This window comes from Pseudomonas cremoris, assembly GCF_014230465.1.
Genome location: NZ_JAAXCY010000007.1, coordinates 148,998 through 175,082, shown reverse-complemented (window position 1 = coordinate 175,082; position 26,085 = coordinate 148,998). Strand labels below are relative to the sequence as shown.

Genomic DNA, 26,085 nt, shown 5'->3' with positions numbered 1-26,085 from the left:
CCGCGCTCATATCCATTTTTTTGGTCAGGGCCACTATGGGTTCCGCCCTTACGGCGGGTCACTTTGGAAAAGCCCCAAAGTAACCAAAGGGCTCTTGCCCCACCACTCGGCACCTCGCCTAGGCTCGGTGTGCCCGAACGAAGGCTTGAATCCGTGGGCCGCCGCAATGGGCCATCCATGGCCCAGTGCGGCTAACCCGGCGTCCTGCCGGGTTACCCACGGATTCAAACCTTCGTTCGGCCAGCGTGGTTTAACGGGGCGCCTAGATCAAAAGCAAAGCGCGGCGGCCTTAGAGCCGACCGGTGTTTTCAAGCGTGCGCGTTTGCAGGTTGTAGGGATGGGATGCAACCTGATTGCCGCCCCGCGATCCACCTGTGGGAGCGGGCTTGCTCGCGAAGACGGCCTTCAAGCCGCCGCGTCTGTTGGATCAGCCCAAGGACATATCCATGCCTCCTTGGCGCTGGTTGCTTTGTTTGCCTTTAGCACACTCCCCGCTTTTGCGGAGCCGCTTCTGGAACGTGCGCAATCGCGCGGCACCTTGAACGTTTGCACCAGCGATGAATTCCCACCCTTCAAAACGCTGGACGCCCAAGGCAAACCCTCCGGCCTGATCATGGATTTGATCGTCGACTTGCAACAGCAGCTCTCCGCCCGTGTCGGCCAGCCGCTGAAGCTGTCACTGGTGCAGGTCAATCCGCTAAACCGCTTGCTGTTCCTCAACCAAGGCCGCTGCGAAGTCCTGGTCACGTCCTTGCTCGACACCCCCGCACGCCGCCGCGAAGTGGATTTTGCCAGCCCCGGTTTCTACAGCTCGGCGGCCACGGTCTTCGCGCCTAAGTCCACGGCTGTACCCGATTGGGAGAGCCTGAGAGGCAAGACCCTTTGCGCGCCCGCCACCAGTGTGTGGGTACGCCCGTTCGAAAACCGCTACGGGGTGCAGTTCGCTTCGTTCAACGGTACCGCCGAGGTGCGCAAGGCTGTGGCCGACAGCCGATGCCTGGGCGCGATGGGCGACGATGCGTTGTACAGCGCGCTCGCTCGCCAGCCCGAGTGGGCCGATTACGAGGTGAAGCTTCCAGGACAAGATCCCGCACAGTGGGGTATTGCCTTGCGCAAGGGTCAGCCTGAGTTGCTGGCGGCGGTGTCGGAAATTGTCGAAGGCTGGCACGCCAACGGGTTGATCATCCAACTGGAACAGCGTTACGGCCTGGCGCCAAATGCCTGGGTGGCGCAGCAGCATTCGCAGGCACGGCATGAGTGAGATCAGTCTGCGTCTGTGGCTGGAGCAGCATGGCTTGCTGCTGAGCATTGTGTGGGACCCGATGGACCGTCAGCGCTTCCTGCTGGGCCTGGGCCTGACCTTGGGGTTGTCGGTGGCAAGCATTGGGCTGTCGCTGATCCTCGGGGTATTCGGCGCGGCTGGCCTTGGCTCGCGTCGCCCGCTGTGGCGCGGCATCAGCAGCGCTTACGTCGCGTTGTTTCGCAATACGCCACTGCTGGTTCAGTTGTTCTTTTTCTACTTCGGCGTCGGTGCGCTACTGCCTTTGGTGGACGGCGTGCGCCTGCTCAATGGCACGCAGTGGGCGATCATCGTGATCGGCCTGCACAACGGCGCGTTCCAGGCGCAGAACCTGCGCGCCGGGATCGACGCCGTCCCGCACTCAACACTGCAAGCGGCGGCCGCCCTCGGGCTGCAGGGCCGTACGGTGTTAGTGCATATCGTGCTGCCGCTGGCCCTGCGCAACAGCCTGCCGGCGATGGGCAATACGGTGGTGCAGACCATCAAGTCCACCTCGATTGCCTACGCGATTGCGGTACCGGAACTGCTCTATGCGAGCAACCGGATCTGGTCCGACAACTTCAACGTCGCCGAGATGATGCAGGTGCTGCTGGTGGTCTGGCTGGTGTTGATCGGCGTCAGCAGTTGGTTGCTGCGCCGCCTGGAAGCGCACCTGCGCTTGCCCGGCCAGGAGTTGCCCGATGCTGCCTGAACCGTTGCTGTTGCTGTGGCAGTGGGCGCCGGCGCTGTTGCAAGGCTTTGGCCTGAATATCTTGATGGGCGTCACGGCGATGCTGGTGGCGACGCTGGCCGGTGTGTTGCTCGGCAGCTTGCAGGTCAGCGCCCAGCCAAACCTGCGCCGCAGCGCCGGCTACCTGAGCCGTCTACTGCGCAACCTGCCGTGGCTGGTGGTGATGTTCTACGTGGCCTACTTGTTGCCCTATGAAGTGCATTGGGCCGGGCGTTGGTGGCAGTTGCCGGACTGGCTCAAGGTCGCCCTGGGACTGGCGTTGCCCGCCATCGGCTATGTCTCGGAGATCGTGCGCGGCGCTGTGCGTGCAGTGCCCACAGGCCAGTGGGAAGCCGCCCACGCCTTGGGGTTGAGCCACGGCCAGGCGCTGCGCTACGTGATCATCCCGCAGACCCTGCCGAACCTGGTCGCGCCGTGGGTGAACCTGTATTGCGCGGTGACCATGTCCACTTCCCTGGCCAATCTGCTCGGGGTGGAAGAGCTGATGACCACCGTGCAATCGCACCTCTCCACCCAACTGCGCAGCGACCTGCTGTTGCCTGCCTACGGTTTGGTCTTCATCGCGTTCTTTCTTTACATCTACCCCCTCTCCCGCCTGGCCAAACGGCTGGAGCGCTCATGAGCACCCAACGCATGCGTGACGACACTCTTCTGACCCACCTGGGACGCGATCCCGCCAGCCACGAAGGCAGCGTGAACACGCCGGTGTATCGCAGTTCCACCTTCATCTGGCCCGACACCAGCACTTTGCCAAACCACCTGCACAACGCCGATGACCCGCATTACCGCGGCCATATCTACGGGCGCAACGGCAACCCCACCACCGCCGCGTTCGAAGACGCGGTGGCGCAGTTGGAGGGAGGTTTTCGTGGGCTGATCATGCCCAGCGGGCTGGCGGCGATTGTCGGCGCGGTGTTGGCGGTGGCACGGGCCGGCGACCACATCCTGGTGACCGACAATTGCTACTGGCATGCGCGCCAGGTGTTCGACCAGATCCTGCCGCGCTACGGCATCCAGGCCACGTATTTTGCGCCGATGCTGGGCGAGGACATCGCCGGATTGATCCAACCCAATACCCGCCTGGTGTATGCCGAAGCCCCCGGTTCCAGCACGTTTGAAGTGCAGGACATTCCCGCCCTCGCCCGTGCTGCCCACGCCCACGGTGCGCTGCTGATGCTGGACAACACCTGGGCCACGCCGCTGTTTTTCAAGGCGTTCGCACACGGCGTGGACATCTCGATCCACGCCGCCACCAAGTACCTGGTGGGCCACAGCGACGCCATGCTTGGCGTGATCGTGACCACTGAGCCGTTGTACGCCGGTGTGCGCGAAACCGTGCGCCAATTGGGCTACATCGCCAGTGCCGATGACGCCTATCTCGGCTTGCGCGGCCTGCGCACCCTCGGCGTGCGTTTGCGTCAGCACGAAAGCAGCGCGTTGACCGTTGCGCGCTGGTTGCAACAGCGCCCGGAGGTCGCCCAGGTGCTGCATCCCGCACTGCCTGGAGCCACGGGGCACGCGATCTTCCAACGCGATTTTCTCGGTTCCACCGGCTTGTTCGGCGTAGTGCTCAAGCCCGCCCCCGAGCCACTGATCAGCACCTTCCTCGAAAGCCTGCGCCTGTTTGCCATGGGCGCCAGTTGGGGCGGTTTCGAAAGCCTGATCCGCACACAGCAACGCCATCCCTCGGCACAGATCGCCGACGGCGTGTTGCTGCGCCTGCATGTCGGCCTTGAGGCAGTCGAGGACTTGATCGCCGACCTGCAACAAGGTCTGGAACACCTGAGTGTCACCCAACCATCGTCAAGGAGTCTGCCATGAGCCAAGCCCTGCCCACCCACTACAGCATTTGCCCGCTGCTGGTCGCATCCAATCTCGCCGTGGAACTCGGCTGGCTGGAAGAGGAATACCAACGCGTCGGCGCCGAGGCGATCTACCTGCGCTCGCTGCCCGACAACCAGGGCTGGCTGCCCCACTTCACCCACGGCGAATCACGCCTGGTCCGCGACGGCGGTGCAGTACCGGCGTTGTGGGCCCGTGCCGACCAGGCCGATACGCTGCTGGTGGCCACCACCGCCACCCAGCGTGCCGGCCAGGTACTGGTGCGTGCCGATGGACGTATCCGCCAGGTCCCGGACTTGTTCGGCAAGCGCATCGGCGTGCCGGTGAGCCGCAACAAAGCGCGGGTGGATGTGCTCAAGGCCCTGGCCGAACACGGCCTGTTCAACGCGCTGCAACTGGCGGGGCTTGAGCCGTCGCAAGTGCGGTTGATCGAGCTTGAGGACGAAGGCGACCCCCACTCCTTGCAACCTGCTGTGCGGCCTTCGGCGTTCTGGTCGCAGCTGCATGGCCTGCACGGCAAGCCGGGGCATGAGGTACGCGCCCTGGCCGAAGGCCGCGTGGACGCAGTGCATATCGCCGCCGGGCATGTACCCGCGCTGCTCGCCAGCGGTGAATTCACCGTGATCGAGGACCTGGAACGCTACCCGGACTGGACCCTCAAGAACCACAACGGCCCCTACGCCACCACGGTCAACCGCGCCTTCGCCGAAGAACACCCGGACGTGGTGGTGGCCTTCCTGCGCGCCGCCATCCGTGCCGGACGCTGGATCAACAGCCACCGTGACGCGGCGGCCGAACTCTTCACCCGGGTCACCTTCTTGCCGGATGCCGCGTTTATCCGCAGCGCCATCGGCGAGCTGGATTTTGTGCCGCAGCTGGGCCCGCAGAACCTTGCGGCCCTGGAGTTGAAGAAGGACTTTCTGGTGCAACGCGGCTTCCTGCAGAACGATTTCAGCGTGCACGAATGGGCCCAACCCGACTTTCTCGCCAGAGCCCACGCCGGGCTCTGAAGCCGCACTTTTGCCAAGGACAGACAATGATTGCTCAGTACCGCAAGACCCTGCTCGCCAGCCTGCTGGTGGCCGATACAAGTTGGGCGGCACAGGCCGCCAGTTCCACCGAACCGCAACTGAGCAAAGTCGAGGTGGTCGGCGCTCGCGTGACCGAAGCCAGCGCCGCCATCGGCGAAGACAAGATCAGCAATACCCTGGCGATCTCGCACCAGGCATTGCAATCGGCCCCGGCCGGCACATCCGGGCTGAAAATGCTCGAAGCGCTGCCGGGTTTCAACGTACAGGTCAACGATGCGTTGGGCTTGTACGAGTTCGGCAACTCGGTGTTTGTGCGCGCGTTCAACCTGCAACAGATCGGGTTTTCCATCGACGGTGTACCGTTGGGCCGCACCGACCAGTTCGGTGGCAGCCCGATCTATCGCTATGTCGACAACGAAAACACCGAGCGCGTCACCGCCTCGACGGGGGCCGGCGATGTGTCGCAATCGGGTTATGCATCGTTGGGCCCGTACGTGGATTACCAAACCAGCAACCCCACGGTGGAGCCCGGCGTGAGCCTGTCCTACACCCTGGGCAGTGACAGTCTGCGGCGCAGTTTCGTCAAGTTGCAAAGTGGCGAGTACCAGGGCCTGTCGGCGTATTTCAGCCGTTCAAAAATCGATGGCGACCTGTGGCGCGGCCCCGGCACCATCGACCGCGAGCACCTGGAAGCCAAGGTGCGCTACCGCTTCGGCGATCGCGATGAGGTGTGGCTGCGCGCGGTACACAACTCGTTCTATGACTACGACTCGCCCTACGTCAGCATCGCCCAGTACGAGGGCACCGCCAATGACCCGTTTGGCCGCTCGGGTCGTTACTTCGCCTACCTCGGCAGCCTGCCGGACCTGCCCGAAACCGTGCCCGGCGTGCGCTACAGCAACACCAATTACAACCAGTACTACAAACAGGCGGTGAACCAGCGGCGCGACACTCTTTACAGCCTGGGCGGCCAATTCGAAATCCGTCCGGACCTGCTCAACTACACCACCCTGTACTACGAGGCCAAGAAAGGCTTTGGTGTGTCCCCCGAGGCCTACGCCACCTCGCTGGCGCTGCACAACGCCGAGAGCAATGTGGATGGATTGTTCGCGCCCAAGGGCGTGCAGTACGGGCTGTCATCCCTCAGCGGGCATCGCTTCGGCGGGCGTACCGGGCTGCAATGGGACATCGGCCAGCACCAGATAGACACCGGCCTGTGGGCCGAAACCGATGTGTTCAACCGCCAGCAAGGTCGCTACAACCTCACCGATGGCAGCCCGGACGGCACGCCGTTGTTCAACGAGCCAGTGCACCTGCAAGGGGATTTCAGCTCCACGCGCAATTCGCTGCAATACCACCTCAAGGACACCTGGACCCTGCTCGATGATCGCCTGCGCCTGCAGTTCGGGTTCAAGAGCCTGAACCTCAAGTACCGTATCGAGGGTTACCGCAACGCGGGCGACTACATCAACAACCGCGAGCCGCGCATCAGCACCCAGTGGAACGACGCGTTCCTACCCCAGGCCGGGCTGGTCTACAACCTGACCGACGACACCCAAGTGTTTGCCTCCTATTCGGAGAATATGGCCCTGCCCCGTGGCGCCGACGATATCTTCCGCGCCGCCAGCCCCAGCGCGCCGCCACCGGATGCCGAACGGGCGAAGAACTATGAGGTGGGCTACCGCATCAATCGCCCGACCTTCAACGCCTCGTGGGCGATCTACCGCACTGACTTCGACAACCGCCTGCAAGCCTTCGCCTCACCGGTGCCGGGCAGCAGCCAAGTGGAAACCTACTACCAGAACGTTGGCAAGGTGCAGGCCTATGGCACCGAGTTGAGCGGACAGTGGAAGCCGCCGGTGCTAGCAGACAAGATCGTGCTTAACGGCAACCTGACCTATAACAAGTCCACGTTCCAGAACGATGCCGCCGGCCTGTCGATCCGCGACAACGACGTGCCCGACAGCCCGCGCTGGCTGGCCCAGGCCGGGGTCACCTACGAGTTGGCGCCGTGGGCGCTGCTGAATTTTTCGGCACGCTACATCGGCGAGCGCTACAGCAACTTCACCAACAGCGAATCGGTGCCCGGCTACACCCTGTACAACGCCTACCTGGACCTGGGCGGCGAGCAGCTGCATTACGGCCCGCTGAAAAACGTGAAGCTGCGCTTCAACCTCGACAATATCTTCGACAAGGACTACCTGGGCTACATCCTCACCAGCACCAGCGGCCCCGCCGTGTTCCGCCCGGGCTCGCCGCGCACCTTCCAAAGCACCTTGAGCATGGAGTTCTGAACATGACCAAGCGCCTGCTGTTACTCGCCCTGCTGCCACTGCTGGCCAACGCCCAAACCACCGTCAGCCCCAACACCCTGGCCCTGCACCAACGCCTATTGGTGCTGGACAGTCACCTCGACACACCCCTCACGTTGACCCGCCCCAGCTGGAACATTACCGAGCGCCACGACTATCGCCAGGACGGTAGCCAGGTCGACCTGCCGCGTATGCGCGAAGGCGGCCTGGATGGCGGCTTCTTCGCGGTCTACACCCCACAAGGCCCACGCACCGAAGAAGGCCGCGCCTACGCCAGCGCTTATGGGTTGGCCACGCTCACGCGCATCCGTGATGTGATCGACCGCAACCCCGACAGCTTCGCCCTCGCCCTTACCGCCGACGACGCCCGGCGCATCGCAGCCCAGGGCAAGCGCGTGGTGTTTATCAGCATGGAAAACGCTGACCCGCTGAGTTCCGACCCGGAACTGCTGAACACCTACTACCGCCAAGGGTTGCGGATGCTCGGCCTGGTGCACTTCATGAACAACGACCTGGCGGATTCCGCCACCGCCCTGCCGGAATGGAAAGGCCTTAGCCCCAAGGGCCGTGACCTGGTGCAACGGGCCAACCGCCTGGGCATCCTGCTGGACGTGTCCCACGCCAGCGACGCGGTGTTCGACCAGATGCTGGCGTTGTCCACCGCACCGATTATCGCGTCCCACTCCAGCAGCCGTGCAGTCAACCCGCACCCGCGCAACCTGGACGACAACCGCGTACGCCAATTGGCAGCCAAGGGCGGCGTGATCCAGGTCAACGCCTACAGCGACTACCTGATCCCGCTCAAGCAAAACCCGGAACGCAACAAAGCCATGGCCGCCCTGGGTGCACACTTCCACAACCTGGCCGCGCTGAGCCCGGAGCAGGTCAAGGACCTGTACCAGGAGCGCGACACGATCAACGAGCGCTTCGCCCAACCCAAGGCGGACCTTGATGTGTTCATGAAGCACCTGTTGCATTTGCTTGACGTGGCCGGGCCGGAGCATGTGGGGATCGGGGCGGACTGGGATGGCGGAGGGGGCCTTAGCGACCTGGAGGATGTGAGCCAATTGCCGGTGATCACCCAACGGTTGTTGGATGCTGGGTATACCGAGCAGCAGGTGGGGAATATCTGGAGCGGGAATTTGCTGCGGGTGCTACAGGCCGCACAGTCGGCAGCTTTGTAGTGAGCGGGCTTGCCCCGCGCTGGGGGGCGAAGCCGCCCTAAATAGGACGCCGCGGTGTTTCAGGCAAACCGCGGTGTCTGTTTTTGGGGCGGCTTCGCCCCCCAGCGCGGGACAAGCCCGCTCACTACTTATTGCCAGCCGCCGCCCATCACTTTGTACAGGGTTACTCGGTTACTCTGCTCCGCCAGGCGCAGTGTGATCAGGTCCTGCTCGGCGCTGTACAGCGAGCGCTGCGAATCTAGGGCTTCAAGATAGCTCTGGGAGCCTGCGCGGTAGAGCGCATCAGACAGCTCGAAGCTCTTTTGACTGGCGTCGGTCAGCGCTTGCTGCGCAGCCAGCCGCTGGTCCAGGGTGCTGCGTACGGCCAAGGCATCCGCCACTTCCTTGAACGCGGTTTGCAGGGTCTGCTGATAGGTCTGCACCTGGATTTCCTTCTCCACCTTGGCCGCATCCAGCGTGGCGCGGTGACTGCCGGCGTCGAAGATCGGCACGCTGATGCTTGGCGTAAAGGTCCATGCACCGCTACCGGCCTTGAACAGACTGGACAACGCAGAACTCGCCGAACCGGCGTTCGCCGTCAAACTGATGCTGGGAAAAAACGCCGCACGGGCCGCGCCGATATCGATATTGGCCGACTTGAGGTTGTGTTCCGCCGCCAGCACGTCGGGGCGTCGCTGCAGCAGGCTCGACGGCAACTCAGCCGGGACTTGCACCAGCGCAGCCGCCGATTGCAGGCGGCTGCCTGGCAACAAGGCGTCGGGAATGTCACTGCCCACCAACAGGCGCAAGGCGTTACGGTCCTGGAGGATCTGGCTCTGGTACTCCGCTACGTCGCCCCGTGCCGATTCCACGGTGGTTTGCGCCTGGGCAACGGCCAACGCCGCTGAGCCGCCCAGTGCATGGCTGCGCTGGGTCAGTTCGTAGGTGGCCTGCTGGCTGGCCAGGGTGTCCTCGGCCAATTGCAGGCGCTCATTGTCAGCGGCCAGGGTCAGCCAGGCGGTGCCCACCTCGGCCACCAGGCTGATTTGCGTGCTGCGCCGGGTTTCGGTCAGTGCAAGGTAGGCTTCCAGCGCCTCGTCCTGCAGGTTCTGCACACGACCAAACACGTCCACTTCGTAACTGCTCAACCCCAGCTGCGCAGTGTAGTCGTGCGTGGTGCCGCTGCTGGCGGTACGCGCATGGGTGCCGCTGACACCTGCATCAATCGTTGGAAACGCCGCCGCGCGCTGGATGCGGTATTGGGCCTGGGCTTTCTCGATGTTCAGGCTAGCCAGGCGCAGGTCGCGGTTGTTCGCCAGGGCCAGGGTTTGCAGTTTGGCCAGGCGGCTGTCGGTGAAGAACTGCTGCCACTGGATATCCGCCGCGACGTCACCGCTGACCGTTGCTTGCCATTCGGTCGGTACGGGGGCCTCGGGCTGCTGGTAATCCGGCGCCAGGTTGATGCAGCCACTCAGGGCCAGTGTGGCCAGGATCGGCCAATAAAACCTAATCATGCGTCACCTTTCTGCGCGGTTTGGGTCGCTGTACTGGTGCGCCCGAAACGGCGGCGGATCAGCACAAAGAACAACGGTACAAAGAAGATCCCCAACACCGTGGCGCTGAACATGCCGCCCAGCACGCCCGTACCGATGGCGCGGCGCCCTGCGGAACCTGCGCCACTGCTGAGGGCCAGCGGCAATACGCCAAACATGAACGCCAGGGAGGTCATCAGGATCGGCCGCAGGCGTTGGCGCACGGCAATCAGTGTGGCTTCGCGAAGGCTATTGCCCTGTTCCTGCAAGTGCTTGGCAAACTCGACGATCAGGATCGCGTTTTTCGCCGCCAGCCCCACGGTGGTCAGCAGCCCCACCTGGAAATACACGTCATTGCTCAGGCCAGTAAAGCGTGTGGCCAACACCGCCCCAATCACACCCAGCGGCACCACCAGGATCACCGAAAACGGCACCGACCAACTCTCGTACAACGCCGCCAGGCACAGGAATACGAACAGCACCGACACCGCGTACAACAGCGGCGCCTGCGAGCCGGACAGCCGCAATTGGTAGGATTGCCCGGTCCACTCATAACCAATGCCCTGGGGCAGTTGCTTGGCAATCGCTTCAACCACATCCATTGCAACGCCAGAGCTCACCCCTGGCGCAGGGTCGCCCACCACTTCCAATGACGCGCTGCCGTTGTAGCGTTCCAGCAACGGCGAACCGTAGCTCCACGAACTGCTGGCGAAGGATGAAAACGGCACCATCTCGTCGTTGCTGTTGCGCACGAACCAATGGTCCAGGTCCGCCGCCTGCATGCGCGAGTCGGCTGCGCCCTGTACGTACACCTTCTTCACACGGCCCTGGTTGAGGAAGTCATTCACATAGCTGCCGCCGAGGGCGGTGGACAAGGTGCTGTTGATGTCGCTGGTGCTGAGGCTCAAGGCACCGGCCTTGCGGTCGTCGATGGTGACTTTCAGCTGCGGCGAATCATCGAGGCCGTTACTGCGCACGCCAAGCAGGCGCGGGTCGTTTTTTGCCAGCTCGATAAACTGTTCGCGTGCCGCCACCAAGGCGTCATGGCCCAGCCCACCCAGGTCCTTGAGCTGCAGGTCAAACCCCGAGCTCTGCCCCAGGCCACGCACCGCTGGCGGTAGCATGACGAACACATTGGCATCGCCAATACTCGACAGCGCCAAGGTGGCACGCTGGGCAATCGAGGCCGAATCCTGGCCGCTGGCCGTACGCTCACTCCAGTCCTTGAGGCGGATGAACGCACGTCCGGTGTTCTGGCTGTTACCCACGATGCCCAGGCCGCTGATGCTGATCATCGCCTCGACTTCCGGCTGCTTGAGCATGTACGCCTCAAACTGCGCCATGACCGCTTGCGTGCGGCTGTCGGTGGCGCCGACCGGCAATTGGATTTGCGCCATGAGGATGCCCTGGTCTTCATCCGGCAGAAACGAAGTCGGCAAGCTGGCGTAACCGCCCGCCATGGCCAAGACCACCAAGGCGTACACCACCAGGCTGCGTTTGCCACGCTTCAATACGGCCCCGACCAGGCCTTCGTAGCGTGCCGAGCAACGTTCGAAACCACGGTTGAACCAGCCAAAGAAGCCGCGCTGCGTGCCATGGGCATCCGTGGCTTTAAGCATCGTCGCGCAGAGCGCGGGTGTGAGAGTCATCGCCACCAGCACCGAAAGCACCATGGCCGAAACGATGGTCACGGAAAACTGCCGGTAGATGATGCCGGTGGAACCGCCAAAAAACGCCATCGGGATAAACACTGCACTCAGCACCAGCGCGATACCCACCAGCGCGCTGGTGATTTCCGCCATGGACTTGCGTGTGGCCTCGAGGGCAGACAGCCCCTCTTCGCTCATCACCCGCTCAACGTTCTCAACCACCACGATGGCATCGTCCACCAGCAAGCCGATGGCGAGCACCATGGCGAACATGGTCAGTGTGTTGATGGAGTACCCGAACAACGCCAGCACGCCAAAGGTACCGAGCAACACCACCGGCACGGTGATCGCCGGGATCAGCGTGGCCCGCAGGTTCTGCAGGAACAGGAACATGATCAGCACCACCAGCACGATGGCCTCGCCGAGCGACTTGACCACTTCCTCGATGGACAGGCTCACGAACGGGGTGGTGTCGTAGGCAATCACATTGTTGAGCTGCATTTCGGTCGGGTAGTACGGTTCCATCTCCTTGAGCTTGGCCTTGACTGCCTCGCCGACTTTGAGCGCATTCGCGCCCGCTGCCAGCTGCACGCCCATGGCGGCAGCGGGCTTGCCGTTAAGGGCCGAATTTACGTCGTAGCTCTCGCTGCCCAGTTCGACCGTGGCCACATCCCCCAGCAGCACAACAGCACCGTCACTACTGGACTTGACCACCACTTGGCGAAACTCTTCGACGGTCTGCAGTTTGCTGCGCGCAGTGATGGTTGCGTTGAGCTGCTGGCCCTTGGCAGCCGGCAACGCGCCGAGTTGGCCGGCGGACACCTCAGTGTTTTGCGCTTCCAGGGCAGTACTGACGTCCGAAGGCATCAGTGCATACTTTTCCAGCAAGGCCGGGTCGAGCCAGATACGCATGGCATAACCTGAGCCCAGGGTCCTCACCTCGCCCACCCCGTCAATACGGCTGATGGAGTCGAGCAAGGTGCTGGAGATGTAGTCACCAATCTGGGTGCCAGTGACGCTGGGATTATCCGAGGCCAACGCGGCGATCATCAGGAAGTCCGAACCGCCCTTGGTCACCGTCAAGCCTTCGCTTTGTACCGACTGCGGCAAGCGTGATTCGGCCTGTTGCAGCTTGTTCTGCACCTGCATTTGCGCGACGTCCGGGTCGGTGCCGGCGCCAAAGGTCAGGTTGATACTGGCGCTGCCCGCCGAGCTGCTGGACGACGACATGTAGGTCAGGTTGTCCAGGCCAGTGAGTGCTTGCTCGATGACCTGGGTCACCGAGTCTTCGACGGTCTTGGCCGAGGCGCCGGTGTAGGTGGCCGAGATGCGCACTGTGGGGGGTGCGATGTCCGGGTACTGCTCAAGCGGCAATTGGCTGATCGACAGCGCGCCGCCAAGCATGATCACGATGGCAATCACCCAGGCAAAAATCGGTCGATCGATAAAGAAACGCGCCATGCTCAACCCTCCTTCGCCAGTGCGCTGCTATCCACGGTCTGGGTTTGCACCTCTGCGCCGACGCGCACCTTCTGCCCGCCTTCGACGATCACCTGCTCCCCGGCCTGCAAACCGGCGGTCACCCACCACTGGTTGCCCACAGTACGGTCGACGGTAAGCACACGCTGCTCGACCTTGCCGTGGACCACCACCAACACCGACGTCACGCCGCTGGCGCTGCGGGTGACGGCTTTTTGCGGGACGAGGATTGCCTGTTCATCGCGGGCCTGCTCCAGCTCGCCGCGTACGTACATACCCGGCAGCAACAGGTGTTCGGGGTTGGGAAATACCGCGCGCAAGGTCACGGTACCGGTGCTCTGGTTGACGCTGACACCGCTGAATGTGAGACGACCTTCGTGGTTGTAGGTGCTGCCATCGTCCAGTTTGAGGCTGATGCGCGCTTCGCCGTCGTCATTGGCCTGCAACACGCCGCTGGCCAGGTCGCGCTTGAGGCCGAGCAGTTCGCTGGTGGATTGAGTCACGTCGACGTAGAGCGGGTCGAGTTGCTGCACGGTGGTCAGCGCCGTGTCCTGGTTGGCCACCACCAGGGCGCCGGGGGTGACAGTGGAGGTTTCGATACGCCCGGCGACGGGTGAGCTGATGCGCGTATAGGCCAGGTTGATGCGTGCGGTGTCAACGTCGGCCTGGGCGACCTGCACGTCTGCGCTGGCGGTCAACAACGTGGCCTCGGAATCCTCAAAGGTTTGCTGGCTGATGGCGTCGATCTTCACCAGTTGCGCGTTACGCTTGGCGGTGGTTTGCGCCGATTTCAGGGTGGCGCGGGACTTGCTCAACGTGGCCTCGGCCTGGGCCAGCGCTGCCTTGTAGGGCGCGGCATCCAGTTGGTACAGCGCCTGGCCGACCTTGACCTCGGCACCTTCGACGAACAGGCGCTGCTGCACGATGCCGCCGACCTGAGGGCGAATCTCGGCGACCATGAACGCCTGAGTGCGTCCGGCCAGTTCGGTGGTCAGCACCTGGCTTTTCGGTTGCACTGTCAGCACCGTCACGGTGGGCGCGACGGCCTGCGGAGCCGGGTCACCGGCCGAGCAGCCACCGAGCACGGCGAGGATGATCACGCAAAGCAACACCGCGGCGGTTACCAGGTATTTGGCGAAGTATTTGGTCGACATATCTGCCTCTGCAAGACGGGATGGCGCAAGCCTTATCCCAATGCTGCAAGGCAAATGTGCAGGAAAATTGAAGATTGCCCGCCTGGGTTGAATGTTTTGCGCCTGGGGGCCTAAATGGTCAGGTCTCTTTTTTACGGCCCCAGTTCATGAAGCTGAGTATTTCCACCAAGTTGTTTGTTGCGGTACTGGCGGGCGTGTTGCTGGTGATCCTCAGCATGGGCATCGCCACCAGTTGGAGTTTTGGCCGTGGGTTCCTGGGCTATATCAATGAACAGGCGCTGGAACGCATGGCCCCGGTATTGCCACGCCTGGTCGCCACCTATGAGCGCGAAGGCAGCTGGGAGTATTTTCGCAACCAACCGGATCGCTGGTTCGAGGTGATGCGCCCGGAACCGGGAGAAAAGCCGTTGATACGGGACTTGAAGACACCGCAGATCTCCGACCTGACCGGTGCACTGTTTCGTATCGCGCTGCTCGATAAAGACAAGAAACGTGTCACCGGCTACCCCGCCATTGGCGATGACGCCCTGGCGCTGCCCATCGTCGTGGCCGGTGAGACCGTCGGCTGGCTGGCCGTCACCCCCTTCCAGAGCGTGACCGAAGCCGGCGGTGAACGTTTTCAGCAATATCAGTTGCGCACCAGCCTGGTGATGGGTGTGTTCTCGTTGCTGATGGCGATGCTGATTGCCTGGTGGATCGCCCGCACGTTGCTGGAGCCGGTCAAGCGCGTGGCCGCTGCCACCCACCGCTTGGCCAGCGGTGACTACAGCAGCCGCGTCGCGGTGGCGTCCAATGACGAAGTGGGCCAGTTGGCCCGGGACTTCAACCAGTTGGCCTACACCCTGGAGCGCAACGAGAAGATGCGCCGCGAATTCATGGCCGATGTGTCTCATGAACTGCGCACACCGCTGTCGGTGCTGCGGGGTGAGCTGGAGGCGATAGAGGACGGCGTGCGCACCCTGGACCAGGCCTCAATGAAGTCGCTGCAAGGTGAAGTCGGCATGCTCAGCAAGCTGGTAGACGACCTGTATGAGTTGTCCCTGGCAGATATCGGCGCCCTCACCTATCGCAAGGCTCCTTGCGTGCTCAATCAACTGCTGGAAAACACTGTGGCGATGTACCAGGAACGCTTCAACGCGCGGCAGTTGCAGGTCGAACTGGACCTGCCGAGTCAGCCTGTAGAGCTGTTGGCGGATGAAAACCGCCTGCAGCAATTGTTCTCCAACCTGCTGGAAAATACCGTGCGCTACACCGACGTCAACGGAACGCTGCGCATCACCCTCGGGGTGGAGCGGGACTTGGTGCGCATCGACTTTCTCGACTCCGGGCCTGGGGTTTCAGCGAACCAACTGCCGAAGTTGTTTGAGCGGTTCTACCGTGGCGAAGCCTCGCGCAACCGTGAAAGTGGCGGTGCGGGGCTGGGCTTGGCGATCTGCCGTAGCATCGCCCTCGCCCACGACGGTAGCCTGGAAGCGGCCCACTCGCCGCTGGGCGGTTTGCAGCTGACCCTGCGTTTGCCAAGGAGCTTGTAAGCCATGAGCGATGAACGCCCGATTCTGATCGTTGAAGACGAACCCAAGCTCGCTGCACTGATGCACGACTACCTTACTGCGGCGGGCTACCGCACGCTGTGCCTGGACAACGGCCTGCAAGTGGTGCCGGCGGTGCGCGCCCATGACCCCAAGCTGATCCTGCTGGACCTGATGCTGCCGGGTCGCGACGGTATGCAAGTGTGCGAGGACCTGCGGGGTTTCAGCGCCGTGCCGATCATCATGATCACCGCCCGCGTCGAAGAAGTGGACCGCCTGCTGGGCCTGGAACTGGGCGCCGACGACTATATCTGCAAGCCCTTCAGCCCGCGCGAAGTAGTGGCCAGGGTCAAGGCCATCCTGCGCCGCGGCCCGCAACTGCTCAATAGCGCTGCGTCGCGCCTGGTGATCGACGAGGCACAGTATCTGGCCACGCTCGACGGCATCACCCTGGACCTCACCCCCCTGGAACTGCGCCTGCTCAACACCTTCGCCCGCAGCCCTGGCCGGGTGTTCTCACGTGACCAGTTGCTGGACAACCTCTACTCCGACCACCGTGTGGTCACCGACCGAACGGTGGACAGCCATATCCGCAACCTGCGGCGCAAGCTGGAACAGGCGTGTCCTGGGGAGACGCCGATTGAATCGTTGTATGGGGTGGGTTACCGCTTCCAATTGTGAAGTCAACCTACCCCTACACTGTTGACCATGTTCGATCACGCCATTGGTGTACTGCTGACCACTCGCAAGGCCAGGCCTTCATACGCATCCAGCGTAATCGTGAATGCTCCCTCTGCCGTCAAATCCCCCTCGACCCGTTCATTGATAATGTCCACCACCAACCCAGCGGCCACATCCGGCAGGTGCAAGGTTTCGGTAATCGGCGTGGCACCGAAATTCAGTGCGGTGATCTGCGTGCCTTTGCCGGCCGGCAATTCGTGAACCATGACCAACAACCCCGGATGTTGCACGTCCGGCACCAAAATCTGGCGGCTGGCGGCAATGTCGTAGGCGCGGCGTACGGCGAGGATTTTTTGCAGTTGTGAGGCGAAGGAGTCCGGGTCTTGTAGTTGGCTGTTCAGGCTGCCGTATAACGTTCTGGCACGCGGCATCATCCCTGCCGACAGTTCGGCGTCGGGGTTCAAGTCCACCAGGTCATAGGCACCACGATGGATCCAGCGCGTATCGCCATCCCCCATCAGGTGCGAGACCTCATCGGCAGCCAGTGGTAGCGCACCCACCAGGTCCCAGCCAGACAGCGCGAACACACCCGGTTGCATGGCGTTGTACATCACCAGCAACAGGTGAATCTGGCGAATCTGCTGGATATCCGCCGGGGTAATCGCCTCCAGGTCGCGAATCCCCAAGGCCGCCGTGATGATGCTGGCGGTGGTGCAGGACACCCCATTGGTCACGAACTTGAGGTTATACGGCGCATGCTCGCCGGCCAGGCGCTCGTACATCTGCTCGCGGATGTGCTCGCGCAAAATGTTGCCGGGAAAGGTCTGGCCCTGATACAGGAACGTGTCATTGGCGTGCAGCGTCCAGAAATGCACCAACTCCAGGGTGAGTTCATCGTGATTTTGCAACGCGTGGATCAGCGATCCAGGGTCGATGCCCAGGTTATGCATCTGGCGCAGCATCAGCCGCAGGAATTCGGTATCACCCATCAGCAGCGCGTGCTGGTAGGCCGGACGGGTGATGAAGTCATAGGACAAATCGGCGCCGCCGTGGGACATGGCAGCGATATCGTCCACCGTGAGGTTCAACTCCTGGAAGCTGAACCCGCCAGCCTTGCGGATCGCCCCGCCGATCAACTGGTTGCCGGTGATCGACAGCGGATGGCTCTCCGACCACGCCGTGCCATCGACCTTGCGCTCCACACCGAGAAAACCATTGGCGTCCAGACGCAGGATCTTCGCGCCCATCACATCAATGGCGTGTAGCGCATCGCCGATAATCATCTGCTGCGCGGCGAAGGTTGGGTCCAGCCAGTTCAAAGACGGCTGGCCTTCCTTGAAATAATGCAGGTACACCCAGCGTCGTGGCTTGCCGTCCACGCCGATCACAATCGGCGTAGTGCTCCAGTCGGTTTCCTTCACGCCCGGCTCGAAGAAGATCACCCGTTGCAGCTGGCCGACGATGTAGTGCTTGTCACGCAGTGCATCCACCTGCAGCGGGCTGAGGTTCTGCGCATCGCGACCTGCGGCGACGTCCGGCAACAATGGCCAGTCTTCCTCGCGGATTTCCACCATGTGGTAAAGGCCCGGGTAATCCTCGTACGCCATCTCGGCCAGGCGGAAATCCGCGCCCTTGCCGGTGTGGGACGGAATCACGTCGTCGATGATCACCGCATTGTGCGCAGCGGCCATGCGCGTCATGGCCTGCAACTGCGCTTCGGTGCCTAGTTCAGGGTCGATCTCGAAGCTAATGCGGTCGAAGTTGCCGTCGATGGTGGGGGTATGACGCGTGCCGTTCAGGCCACCAGACTTCTTCAACGGGCCGTTATGAATGCCCTGAATACCGATCTTCGACAGCGCGTGCCAGAGGCTTTCATCCCCCAGGGCTTCCAATACAGTCCCACCCTCGCGGGTCACAATCGACGCCGGATACGCGGTGAACCACACCGACGACAACGCCGTGGCATCCCGTGGCCGGGTTTGCGCGTAGGGCTGCTGCCACAGCCGGCCCTGGCCCGAGTAGAGCTTGGCGCGCTGGCGTGCCGCGTAAAGCATCGATTGTTCTACCAGCCAGTTCACATGGTTGTTTTCAGCCGCCGTCATAAGCCCTGTCCCCGTGGTCGTGAAAAGTTGCTTGTAGACATATGAGGGGCATGGGGGCCATTCGTTGCATCGCAATGTAACTGTGGGAGCTGGCTTGCCTGCGAAGGCGGTGGTTCGGCTGGAGCAGCTTTGCCTGGCACTCCGCGTTTGCGGGCAAGCCCGTTCCACCCATTTAGCTCTCCATTGCTACGTTTCGCGGTATTGCCTTGGTGTAAACCCTGTTGAGGCCTTGAACTGCCGTGTAAACGCGCTGTGGTCGGTATACCCGCATTGCAACGCCACTTCGGTAATCGGCATGTCGGTGTGCAGCAACCGGTGGGCATGTTCTAGCCGCACTTTCTGGATCATTTGCCGGGGTGTCAGATGGAACACGCGCTTGCAGTAGCGTTCCAGCTGCGCCACTGAAATGCCGGCGATTTTCGTCAGTTCACCCAGGGTGACGCGGCGGTTGAAGTGGCTACGGATGTGCGCGTCTACGGCGGCAAGGCGTTGGTACGCAGGATGGGTTTCGCTGGCGGTTTGCAGATCCACCGAAATGCCCGCCAGCCCGATGATCGCGCCGTTGTGGTCGTACAGCGGCCATTTGTGGGTCAGGCACCAGCCCGGTTCGCGGGTGCCGTAGAGGTGCAGTTCAAGTTGGTCTTCCAGGACGAAACCTTGTTCCAGCACGCGCCGGTCCTGTTCGGTGTAGCCAGGGCCCAACTGCGCAGGAAACACCTCGGCGCTGGTCTTGCCCAGCAGTGGTTGCAGCTGTTTCAACCCACAACGCTGCACCAGCGTGCGGTTGGCTAGCAGATAGCGCGCCTGGGTGTCTTTGATAAAGATCGCTGCATTGGGGATCACATCCAGCATCGGCAACAACTGCGCCACGCCGGTCATCAGTTGCTCGATGCTTTCGCACCCACAGCAAAGGGTCGCAAACGCGCTTTGCATCATGACGGTTTATCCCCTTCGCTGAACCCTCGACGCGTAGCAGATTGCACCATGCCATAACCGCTGTCGAGCAGAGCAAACTGTGCTGATTTCGTCATCACTGCCGGCAAAAAACATCAATCGCGGCGCCTTCCGCACGTTCACTCTATGGCCACTGCATGCCTATCCAATAACTCACAAGAAGGCGACGCTATGTCAGGTCAAGGCAAATTTAAGAAACAGCTGTCATTGATGGACCTCACCTTTATCGGCCTGGGTGCCATCTTTGGTTCAGGCTGGTTATTCGCGGCCAGCCACGTGTCGGCCATCGCCGGTCCGGCCGGGATTTTCTCGTGGTTGCTCGGCGGTTTCGCGGTGCTGCTGCTGGGCATCGTCTACTGCGAATTGGGCGCTGCATTGCCCCGCGCCGGTGGCGTGGTGCGTTACCCGGTGTACTCCCACGGCCCGCTGCTGGGCTACCTGATGGGCTTTATCACGCTGATCGCATTTTCCAGCCTGGTCGCGATTGAAGTGGTCGCCTCGCGCCAATACGCGGCGGCGTGGTTTCCCGAGTTGACCAAGGCCGGCTCCAGCGACCCGACCACCCTGGGCTGGCTGGTGCAATTCGCCCTGCTGTGCCTGTTCTTCATCCTCAACTACCGCAGCGTGAAGACCTTCGCCATCGCCAACAACCTGGTGAGCGTGTTCAAGTTCATCGTGCCGTTGCTGGTGATTGGCGTGCTGTTCACCTTCTTCAAACCGGCGAACTTCCAGGTGCATGGTTTCGCGCCGTTCGGCCTCTCAGGCATCGAAATGGCGGTATCGGCCGGTGGGGTGATTTTTGCCTACTTGGGCCTGACCCCGATCATTTCGGTGGCCAGTGAAGTGAAGAACCCGCAGCGCACGATTCCCATCGCGTTGATCCTTTCAGTGCTGCTGTCCACGGCAATCTACGTGCTGCTGCAAACCGCATTCCTCGGCGGTGTGCCTACGGAAATGCTCGCCAATGGCTGGGCTGGAATCAGCAAGGAGTTGGCGCTGCCCTATCGCGATATCGCCCTGGCGCTGGGCGTGGGTTGGCTGGCTTACCTGGTGGTGGCCGATGCGGTGATCTCACCCAGCGGCTGCGGCAATATCTACATGAATGCCACGCCGCGTGTGGTCTACGGCTGGGCGCAGACCGGCACGTTCTTCAAGATCTTCACGCGGATCGACGAGAAGTCTGGTATCCCGCGCCCGGCGCTGTGGCTGACCTTTGGTTTGTCGGTGTTCTGGACCCTGCCGTTTCCGTCCTGGGAAGCGCTGATCAATGTGGTGTCCGCCGCGCTGATCCTCAGCTACGCCGTGGCCCCGGTCACTGTTGCTGCGCTGCGCCGCAACGCCCCCGACATGGTGCGCCCGTTCCGGGTCAAGGGCATGGCAGTGCTGGGCCCGCTGTCGTTCATCATCGCAGCGCTGATTGTGTATTGGTCGGGCTGGAGCACCGTGTCCTGGCTGCTCGGCCTGCAAATCCTGATGTTTGTGGTGTACCTGCTGTGCGCCCGCTGGGTGCCCACGGCACACCTCAACCTCAAGCAACAGGTGCGCTCGTCAGCCTGGCTGATCGGCTTCTACGCCGTAACGATCCTGCTGTCCAAGCTCGGCAGTTTTGGCGGCATCGGCGCTATCAGCCACCCCTTCGACACCGTTGTCGTCGCCGTCTGCGCACTGGGCATCTACTACTGGGGCGCGGCCACTGGCGTACCGGCGCACCTGGTGCGACTGGAAACCGAAGACGACGAAAGCGAAGCCGTCAGCGACGCGCATTACAGCGTCCCGCTGTCCCCCGCCACCCACTGATTGGAGCGTTTTATGAAGCGACTGCATGTGATCGACTCCCACACCGGCGGCGAACCGACGCGCTTGGTACTCAACGGCTTTCCTGAGCTGACCGGCAACACCATCGCCGACCAGTTGCACAGCCTGCGCACCGACCACGACCAATGGCGCCGCGCCTGCCTGCTGGAGCCCCGTGGCAACGATGTACTGGTGGGCGCGCTGTACTGCGCGGCGGTGACCCCTGGCGCGACGTGCGGCGTGATCTTCTTCAACAACGCTGGCTACCTGGGCATGTGCGGCCACGGCACCATCGGCCTGGTGGCATCGCTGCACCACCTGGGCCGCATCGCGCCCGGCGTGCACACCATCGACACACCCGTGGGGCCGGTTGCCGCGACACTGCATGCAGACGGCTCAGTCACGCTGCGCAACGTGCCTGCGTACCGTCATCGCCAACAAGTGTCCGTCGACGTGCCAGGCCACGGTGCGGTGCTGGGCGACGTCGCGTGGGGCGGCAACTGGTTTTTCCTGGTGTCCGACCACGGTAAACGCCTGCAGATGGAAGACGTCGACGCCCTCACCGACTACACCTGGGCGATGCTCAAGGCCCTGGAAGATCAAGGGATTCGCGGTGCCGACGGTGCACTGATCGACCATATCGAATTGTTCGCCGACGACGCCCACGCCCACAGCCGCAACTTCGTGATGTGCCCCGGCAAAGCCTACGACCGTTCGCCATGCGGCACCGGCACCAGCGCCAAGCTGGCATGCCTGGCGGCCGACGGAAAACTCGCACCCGGTGAAACCTGGGTTCAAGCCAGCATCACCGGCAGCCAGTTCGAAGGCCGCTATGAATGGGACGGCGAGCACGTACGCCCCTTTATCACTGGCCGCGCCTACATGACCGCCGACAGCACCTTGCTGATCGACGAGCAAGACCCCTTCGCCTGGGGCATCTGAGCCCCTCTCAATTTGACTGAACGTTCCAAGGAGTTAGAACAATGAGCGATAACATCTTCACCGGTTGCATCCCGGCCCTGATGACCCCGTGCACCCCGCAGCGCACGCCGGACTTTGACGCGCTGGTTGCCAAGGGCCGCCAGCTGATCGATGCAGGCATGAGCGCCGTGGTGTATTGCGGGTCCATGGGCGACTGGCCGTTGCTCACCGAAGCCGAGCGCCAGGAAGGCGTGGCACGCCTGGTGGCGGCCGGCGTGCCCACCATCGTCGGTACCGGTGCGGTGAACAGCCGTGAGGCGGTGGCCCATGCAGCGCACGCCGCCCAAGTCGGTGCCCATGGCTTGATGGTAATCCCGCGCGTGCTGTCACGTGGCGCTTCGGCTACCGCGCAAAAGGCGCACTTTTCCGCGATTCTCGACGCCGCACCGAACCTGCCGGCGGTGATCTACAACAGCCCCTACTACGGCTTCGCCACCCGCGCCGACCTGTTCTTCGAACTGCGTCGCGCACACCCGAACCTCATCGGTTTCAAGGAATTCGGCGGTGGTGCCGATCTGCGCTACGCCGCTGAACACATCACCTCCCAGGACGATAGCGTGACCTTGATGGTCGGCGTGGACACCCAAGTGGTGCACGGCTTCGTCAACTGCAACGCCACCGGCGCGATCACCGGTATCGGCAACGCCCTGCCTCGCGAAGTGCTGCAACTGGTGGCTCTGAGCAAAAAAGCCGCCAAGGGCGATGCCAAAGCGCGCCGCCTGGCCCGTGAACTCGAAGCCGCACTGGCCGTGCTGTCGTCATTCGATGAAGGCTGTGACCTGGTGCTGTACTACAAACACCTGATGGTGCTCAACGGCGACCAGGAATACGCCCTGCACTTCAACGAGACCGACGTACTCAGCGATGCCCAGCGTCGTTACGCCGAAAACCAATACGCACTGTTCCGCCAGTGGTACGCCAACTGGTCGGCCGAGCAGAACGTCGACTGATGCACTGCGCGCCGCTGTGGCTTCCACAGCGGCCAACCCTTTTTTTCCAGGACGATCCCATGACTCTGACGGGCAAGATGCTGATCGGTCAGCACCCCCTTACCGGCAATCGCGAGGCGATTCGGGCGATCAATCCCGCCACGGATGCCGCTCTGGAGCCGGCCTACCTGGGCGGCAACGGCGAGCACGTTGCACAGGCTTGCACATTGGCGTGGGCCGCCTTTGATGGTTACCGCGAAACCCCCTTTGAGGCACGTGCTGCCTTTCTTGAAACCATCGCGGTACAGATCGAAGCGCTGGGCGATGAACTGATCGACCGCGCTGTTGCCGAAACCGGCCTGCCACGTGCGCGCATCCAGGGCGAACGCGGCCGTACCTGCGGACAGTTACGCACCTTCGCCCGCACCGTACGTGCCGGCGAATGGCTGGATGTGCGCGTGGACCCGGCGCTGCCGGAGCGCCAGCCCCTACCGCGCCCGGATCTGCGCCAGCGCCATATTGCGTTGGGCCCAGTGGCCGTGTTTGGCGCGAGTAATTTCCCGCTGGCGTTCTCGGTGGCGGGCGGTGATACCGCGTCGGCGCTGGCCGCTGGTTGCCCGGTGGTGGTCAAGGCCCACAGCGCCCATCCCGGCACCAGTGAACTGGTGGGCCGTGCGGTTGCACAGGCGATCAAGGCCTGCGGCCTGCCGGAGGGCGTGTTTTCTCTGTTGTATGGCTCGGGCCGCGAAGTAGGCATTGCGTTGGTCACCGATCCACGTATCAAGGCGGTGGGGTTTACCGGTTCGCGCAGCGGTGGTGTTGCACTGACTCACGCCGCACAGGCGCGGCCCGAGCCCATTCCGGTGTATGCGGAAATGAGTTCGATCAACCCGGTGTATCTGTTTGCGGCAGCGCTCGAAGCACGAGCCGAGGCACTGGCCCAGGGTTTTGTAGCCTCGTTGACCCAAGGTGCCGGGCAGTTCTGCACCAACCCCGGTTTGGTGATTGCGGTTAAAGGGCCGGCGCTTGATCGTTTTATCAGCACAGTCAGTGAGCACCTGCCGGGCTGCGCAGCGCAAACCATGCTTACCGCTGGCATTTACAGTGCATACGCGTCTGGCGTCAGCGCCTTGAGCCAGCACGCGCATGTCGCGGCAAAAGGTCAGGCGGCAGACGCTCCGAACCAGGGCCAGGCGCATGTGTTCATCACCCGAGGCCAAGACTTTTTGACCAACGAGCACCTGCACGCCGAAGTATTTGGTTCGGCGTCGTTGATTGTGGTGTGTGCCGACGCGGATGAAGTTCGCCAAGTCAGCGAACACCTGGAAGGCCAACTCACCGCCACCTTGCATCTCGACGACGCCGATCTGGCAAGCGCCAAGGCCCTGCTACCGGTGTTGGAACGCAAGGCCGGTCGGCTGCTGGTCAACGGCTGGCCTACGGGTGTTGAAGTCAGTGACGCGATGGTTCACGGTGGGCCTTTCCCTGCCACTTCCGACTCACGCAGCACGTCGGTGGGCACGGCCGCCATCCACCGTTTCCTGCGGCCAGTGTGCTATCAGGACTTTCCGGATGCGCTGCTGCCCAGTGCGCTGCAACACGGCAATCCCTTGCTGCTGCGGCGTTTGCTCGATGGCCAGAGAGAGGCCTAGGCCATGTCCGATCCCGAAATTGTAGTGGTCGGTGCCGGTATTGTCGGTGTCGCCTGCGCCCTACAGTTGGCTCGCCAAGGCAAGCAGGTGGTGGTAATGGATGCTCAAGCACCGGGCATGGGTGCGTCCTATGGCAACGCTGGTCACCTGGCGACCGAGCAAGTGTTTCCCATCGCCGACGCGTCGATCCTCAAGCGCCTGCCCGCCATGCTTCTGGACCCGATGGGCCCGCTGCGCCTGGACTGGAAATACATGCCCCGCGCCCTGCCCTGGTTTATCCGCCTGCTGTTGAACCTGCGTCCGACGCATTATCAGCGCACGGTGGCGGGCATTCGCGCGCTCAACGAAGGCAGCCTGGGTGCCTGGCAACGCCTGCTGCACAGCATCGAACGCCCGCAGTTGCTGCGCGAGGACGGCTCACTGCTGGTGTTTGAACGCCCCGACTCGCGAGCGGCGCTCGATGCCTTGCAACAACGCATGCGCCAGCAGCAAGTGCCTGTGGATTTTTGGTCAGGTGAAACTATTCGCCAAGCTGCACCGCAACTGAGCAACAACATTCAAGGTGGACTGTTTTTTCCCGCTACCGGGCATTTTCTCGATCCGTACCACGTGGTGTGCGAGCTGGTGCAAGCGGCCAAGGCGCACGGCGTGCAATTTCTTAAACGTCGCGTACTTGATGGCCGGGTAGAAGCGCACGGTGTATCGCTGAACACAGATCAAGGCCGTGTGACGGCAGGCCAGGTGCTGATCGCCTGCGGCGCCCATTCGGCCAAGCTCACCGCTGCGCTGACCGGCAAAAACGTGCCACTGGACACTGAGCGCGGCTACCACCTGATGCTGCCCCACGAACACAATCGCCTGCCGTTTGCGGTCACCTCACTGGAGCGCAAGTTCATCATGACGCCGATGTCCGGCGGCCTGCGCCTGGCAGGCACCGTGGAGTTCGCGGGCCTGGAGCGCCCGGCGAATATGAAGCGTGCCTGGCAGTTGCACCGGTTGAGCAGCGGGTTATTTCGCGAGGAATTGAGTGCGCAAGACGCGACGCCATGGATGGGGTTCCGGCCCTCATTGCCAGACTCGTTGCCGATTATTGATCGGGTGTGTGAGGGCAAGGTGTTGCTTGCGTTTGGGCATCAGCATCTGGGGTTGACGCAGGCGGCGGTGACGGCGGAGATGGTGGGGCAGTTGGCATCATCCGTGAACCATCCAACGTACGTGCCCTATCGCTTGAGCCGATTCAAATAGAATCAGACGAGTCCTACGAAACTCGT

Annotated in this window: 19 protein-coding genes; 14 read left to right on the top strand and 5 right to left on the bottom strand. The window is 62.6% G+C overall.

The annotated features are described in order from the left end of the window. Positions 1 to 538 precede the first annotated feature (538 nt). From HF257_RS18790 to HF257_RS18760, 7 genes are read left to right on the top strand one after another with little or no spacing between them, the layout of a single operon-like run. The gene (locus HF257_RS18790) at positions 539 to 1,261 is read left to right on the top strand and encodes a transporter substrate-binding domain-containing protein (RefSeq protein ID WP_185705889.1); all 723 of its coding nucleotides are present in this window, start codon (positions 539 to 541) and stop codon (positions 1,259 to 1,261) included. Further along, entirely contained in the window at positions 1,254 to 1,991 is a 738-nt protein-coding gene (locus tag HF257_RS18785; RefSeq protein ID WP_185705887.1) for an amino acid ABC transporter permease, read from the top strand. The genes HF257_RS18790 and HF257_RS18785 overlap by 8 nt, the downstream gene beginning before the upstream one ends. Continuing rightward, positions 1,981 to 2,652, top strand: coding sequence for an amino acid ABC transporter permease (locus tag HF257_RS18780; RefSeq protein WP_185705885.1), 672 nt, complete (start codon positions 1,981 to 1,983; stop codon positions 2,650 to 2,652). Before HF257_RS18785 ends, HF257_RS18780 begins: the two co-directional genes overlap by 11 nt. Further along, positions 2,649 to 3,851: a cystathionine beta-lyase gene (metC, locus tag HF257_RS18775; protein WP_185705883.1), complete on the top strand. Its 1,203-nt coding sequence runs from the start codon at positions 2,649 to 2,651 to the stop codon at positions 3,849 to 3,851. Before HF257_RS18780 ends, metC begins: the two co-directional genes overlap by 4 nt. Continuing rightward, positions 3,848 to 4,882: an ABC transporter substrate-binding protein gene (locus HF257_RS18770; RefSeq protein ID WP_185705881.1), complete on the top strand. Its 1,035-nt coding sequence runs from the start codon at positions 3,848 to 3,850 to the stop codon at positions 4,880 to 4,882. Before metC ends, HF257_RS18770 begins: the two co-directional genes overlap by 4 nt. 26 nt (positions 4,883 to 4,908) lie before the next feature. After that, on the top strand, positions 4,909 to 7,197 hold the full coding sequence (locus HF257_RS18765; protein ID WP_185705879.1) for a TonB-dependent receptor: 2,289 nt from the start codon (positions 4,909 to 4,911) through the stop codon (positions 7,195 to 7,197). A 2-nt stretch (positions 7,198 to 7,199) separates the two neighbouring features. Next, entirely contained in the window at positions 7,200 to 8,399 is a 1,200-nt protein-coding gene (locus tag HF257_RS18760; protein ID WP_185705877.1) for a dipeptidase, read from the top strand. A 128-nt stretch (positions 8,400 to 8,527) separates the two neighbouring features. Here HF257_RS18760 and HF257_RS18755 read toward each other — a convergent pair whose 3' ends face one another. The 3 genes from HF257_RS18755 to HF257_RS18745 are packed head-to-tail and all read right to left on the bottom strand — an operon-like array spanning position 8,528 to position 14,192. Next, positions 8,528 to 9,892, bottom strand: coding sequence for an efflux transporter outer membrane subunit (locus HF257_RS18755; protein WP_185705875.1), 1,365 nt, complete (start codon positions 9,890 to 9,892; stop codon positions 8,528 to 8,530). Further along, complete coding sequence (locus HF257_RS18750) at positions 9,889 to 13,020, bottom strand: efflux RND transporter permease subunit (RefSeq protein WP_185705873.1); 3,132 nt, start codon at positions 13,018 to 13,020, stop codon at positions 9,889 to 9,891. Before HF257_RS18750 ends, HF257_RS18755 begins: the two co-directional genes overlap by 4 nt. A 2-nt stretch (positions 13,021 to 13,022) precedes the next feature. Next, the gene (locus HF257_RS18745) at positions 13,023 to 14,192 is read right to left on the bottom strand and encodes an efflux RND transporter periplasmic adaptor subunit (RefSeq protein ID WP_185705871.1); all 1,170 of its coding nucleotides are present in this window, start codon (positions 14,190 to 14,192) and stop codon (positions 13,023 to 13,025) included. Positions 14,193 to 14,338: 146 nt separating this feature from the next. Here HF257_RS18745 and HF257_RS18740 point away from each other — a divergent pair, with 146 nt between their 5' ends. Then, positions 14,339 to 15,724 (top strand): ATP-binding protein, encoded by a 1,386-nt coding sequence (locus HF257_RS18740; RefSeq protein WP_185705869.1) that lies wholly within the window; start codon positions 14,339 to 14,341, stop codon positions 15,722 to 15,724. A gap of 3 nt (positions 15,725 to 15,727) precedes the next feature. After that, the gene (locus HF257_RS18735) at positions 15,728 to 16,402 is read left to right on the top strand and encodes a response regulator (protein WP_185705866.1); all 675 of its coding nucleotides are present in this window, start codon (positions 15,728 to 15,730) and stop codon (positions 16,400 to 16,402) included. 35 nt (positions 16,403 to 16,437) lie between these two features. On the opposite strand, the gene treS is transcribed toward HF257_RS18735, so the two are convergent. Then, entirely contained in the window at positions 16,438 to 18,504 is a 2,067-nt protein-coding gene (treS, locus tag HF257_RS18730) for a maltose alpha-D-glucosyltransferase (protein ID WP_185705864.1), read from the bottom strand. 186 nt (positions 18,505 to 18,690) lie between these two features. Beyond that, positions 18,691 to 19,440, bottom strand: a complete 750-nt coding sequence (locus HF257_RS18725; protein ID WP_185705862.1) for an AraC family transcriptional regulator — start codon at positions 19,438 to 19,440, stop codon at positions 18,691 to 18,693. 189 nt (positions 19,441 to 19,629) lie between these two features. Between HF257_RS18725 and HF257_RS18720 the strand changes: the two genes are divergently transcribed. From HF257_RS18720 to HF257_RS18700, 5 genes are read left to right on the top strand one after another with little or no spacing between them, the layout of a single operon-like run. Continuing rightward, positions 19,630 to 21,255, top strand: coding sequence for an APC family permease (locus HF257_RS18720; protein ID WP_185705860.1), 1,626 nt, complete (start codon positions 19,630 to 19,632; stop codon positions 21,253 to 21,255). A gap of 12 nt (positions 21,256 to 21,267) precedes the next feature. Next, positions 21,268 to 22,194: a 4-hydroxyproline epimerase gene (locus tag HF257_RS18715; protein WP_185705858.1), complete on the top strand. Its 927-nt coding sequence runs from the start codon at positions 21,268 to 21,270 to the stop codon at positions 22,192 to 22,194. A 41-nt stretch (positions 22,195 to 22,235) separates the two neighbouring features. Beyond that, positions 22,236 to 23,183: a dihydrodipicolinate synthase family protein gene (locus HF257_RS18710; protein ID WP_185705856.1), complete on the top strand. Its 948-nt coding sequence runs from the start codon at positions 22,236 to 22,238 to the stop codon at positions 23,181 to 23,183. 59 nt (positions 23,184 to 23,242) lie between these two features. Next, complete coding sequence (locus tag HF257_RS18705) at positions 23,243 to 24,814, top strand: aldehyde dehydrogenase (NADP(+)) (RefSeq protein ID WP_185705854.1); 1,572 nt, start codon at positions 23,243 to 23,245, stop codon at positions 24,812 to 24,814. Positions 24,815 to 24,817: 3 nt separating this feature from the next. After that, positions 24,818 to 26,059, top strand: coding sequence for an NAD(P)/FAD-dependent oxidoreductase (locus tag HF257_RS18700; RefSeq protein ID WP_185705852.1), 1,242 nt, complete (start codon positions 24,818 to 24,820; stop codon positions 26,057 to 26,059). Positions 26,060 to 26,085 lie beyond the last annotated feature (26 nt).

Excerpts from the sequence above, each read along its gene's own strand:
- HF257_RS18740 (WP_185705869.1), top strand. The coding sequence starts at position 14,339 with ATGAAGCTGAGTATTTCCACCAAGTTGTTTGTTGCGGTACTGGCGGGC.
- HF257_RS18785 (WP_185705887.1), top strand. The coding sequence starts at position 1,254 with ATGAGTGAGATCAGTCTGCGTCTGTGGCTGGAGCAGCATGGCTTGCTG.
- HF257_RS18725 (WP_185705862.1), bottom strand. The coding sequence starts at position 19,440 with ATGATGCAAAGCGCGTTTGCGACCCTTTGCTGTGGGTGCGAAAGCATC.
- HF257_RS18745 (WP_185705871.1), bottom strand. The coding sequence starts at position 14,192 with ATGTCGACCAAATACTTCGCCAAATACCTGGTAACCGCCGCGGTGTTG.
- metC (WP_185705883.1), top strand. The coding sequence starts at position 2,649 with ATGAGCACCCAACGCATGCGTGACGACACTCTTCTGACCCACCTGGGA.
- HF257_RS18780 (WP_185705885.1), top strand. The coding sequence starts at position 1,981 with ATGCTGCCTGAACCGTTGCTGTTGCTGTGGCAGTGGGCGCCGGCGCTG.
- HF257_RS18700 (WP_185705852.1), top strand. The coding sequence starts at position 24,818 with ATGTCCGATCCCGAAATTGTAGTGGTCGGTGCCGGTATTGTCGGTGTC.
- HF257_RS18720 (WP_185705860.1), top strand. The coding sequence starts at position 19,630 with ATGTCAGGTCAAGGCAAATTTAAGAAACAGCTGTCATTGATGGACCTC.
- HF257_RS18755 (WP_185705875.1), bottom strand. The coding sequence starts at position 9,892 with ATGATTAGGTTTTATTGGCCGATCCTGGCCACACTGGCCCTGAGTGGC.
- HF257_RS18705 (WP_185705854.1), top strand. The coding sequence starts at position 23,243 with ATGACTCTGACGGGCAAGATGCTGATCGGTCAGCACCCCCTTACCGGC.
- HF257_RS18760 (WP_185705877.1), top strand. The coding sequence starts at position 7,200 with ATGACCAAGCGCCTGCTGTTACTCGCCCTGCTGCCACTGCTGGCCAAC.
- HF257_RS18750 (WP_185705873.1), bottom strand. The coding sequence starts at position 13,020 with ATGGCGCGTTTCTTTATCGATCGACCGATTTTTGCCTGGGTGATTGCC.
- HF257_RS18715 (WP_185705858.1), top strand. The coding sequence starts at position 21,268 with ATGAAGCGACTGCATGTGATCGACTCCCACACCGGCGGCGAACCGACG.
- HF257_RS18765 (WP_185705879.1), top strand. The coding sequence starts at position 4,909 with ATGATTGCTCAGTACCGCAAGACCCTGCTCGCCAGCCTGCTGGTGGCC.
- treS (WP_185705864.1), bottom strand. The coding sequence starts at position 18,504 with ATGACGGCGGCTGAAAACAACCATGTGAACTGGCTGGTAGAACAATCG.
- HF257_RS18710 (WP_185705856.1), top strand. The coding sequence starts at position 22,236 with ATGAGCGATAACATCTTCACCGGTTGCATCCCGGCCCTGATGACCCCG.
- HF257_RS18735 (WP_185705866.1), top strand. The coding sequence starts at position 15,728 with ATGAGCGATGAACGCCCGATTCTGATCGTTGAAGACGAACCCAAGCTC.
- HF257_RS18770 (WP_185705881.1), top strand. The coding sequence starts at position 3,848 with ATGAGCCAAGCCCTGCCCACCCACTACAGCATTTGCCCGCTGCTGGTC.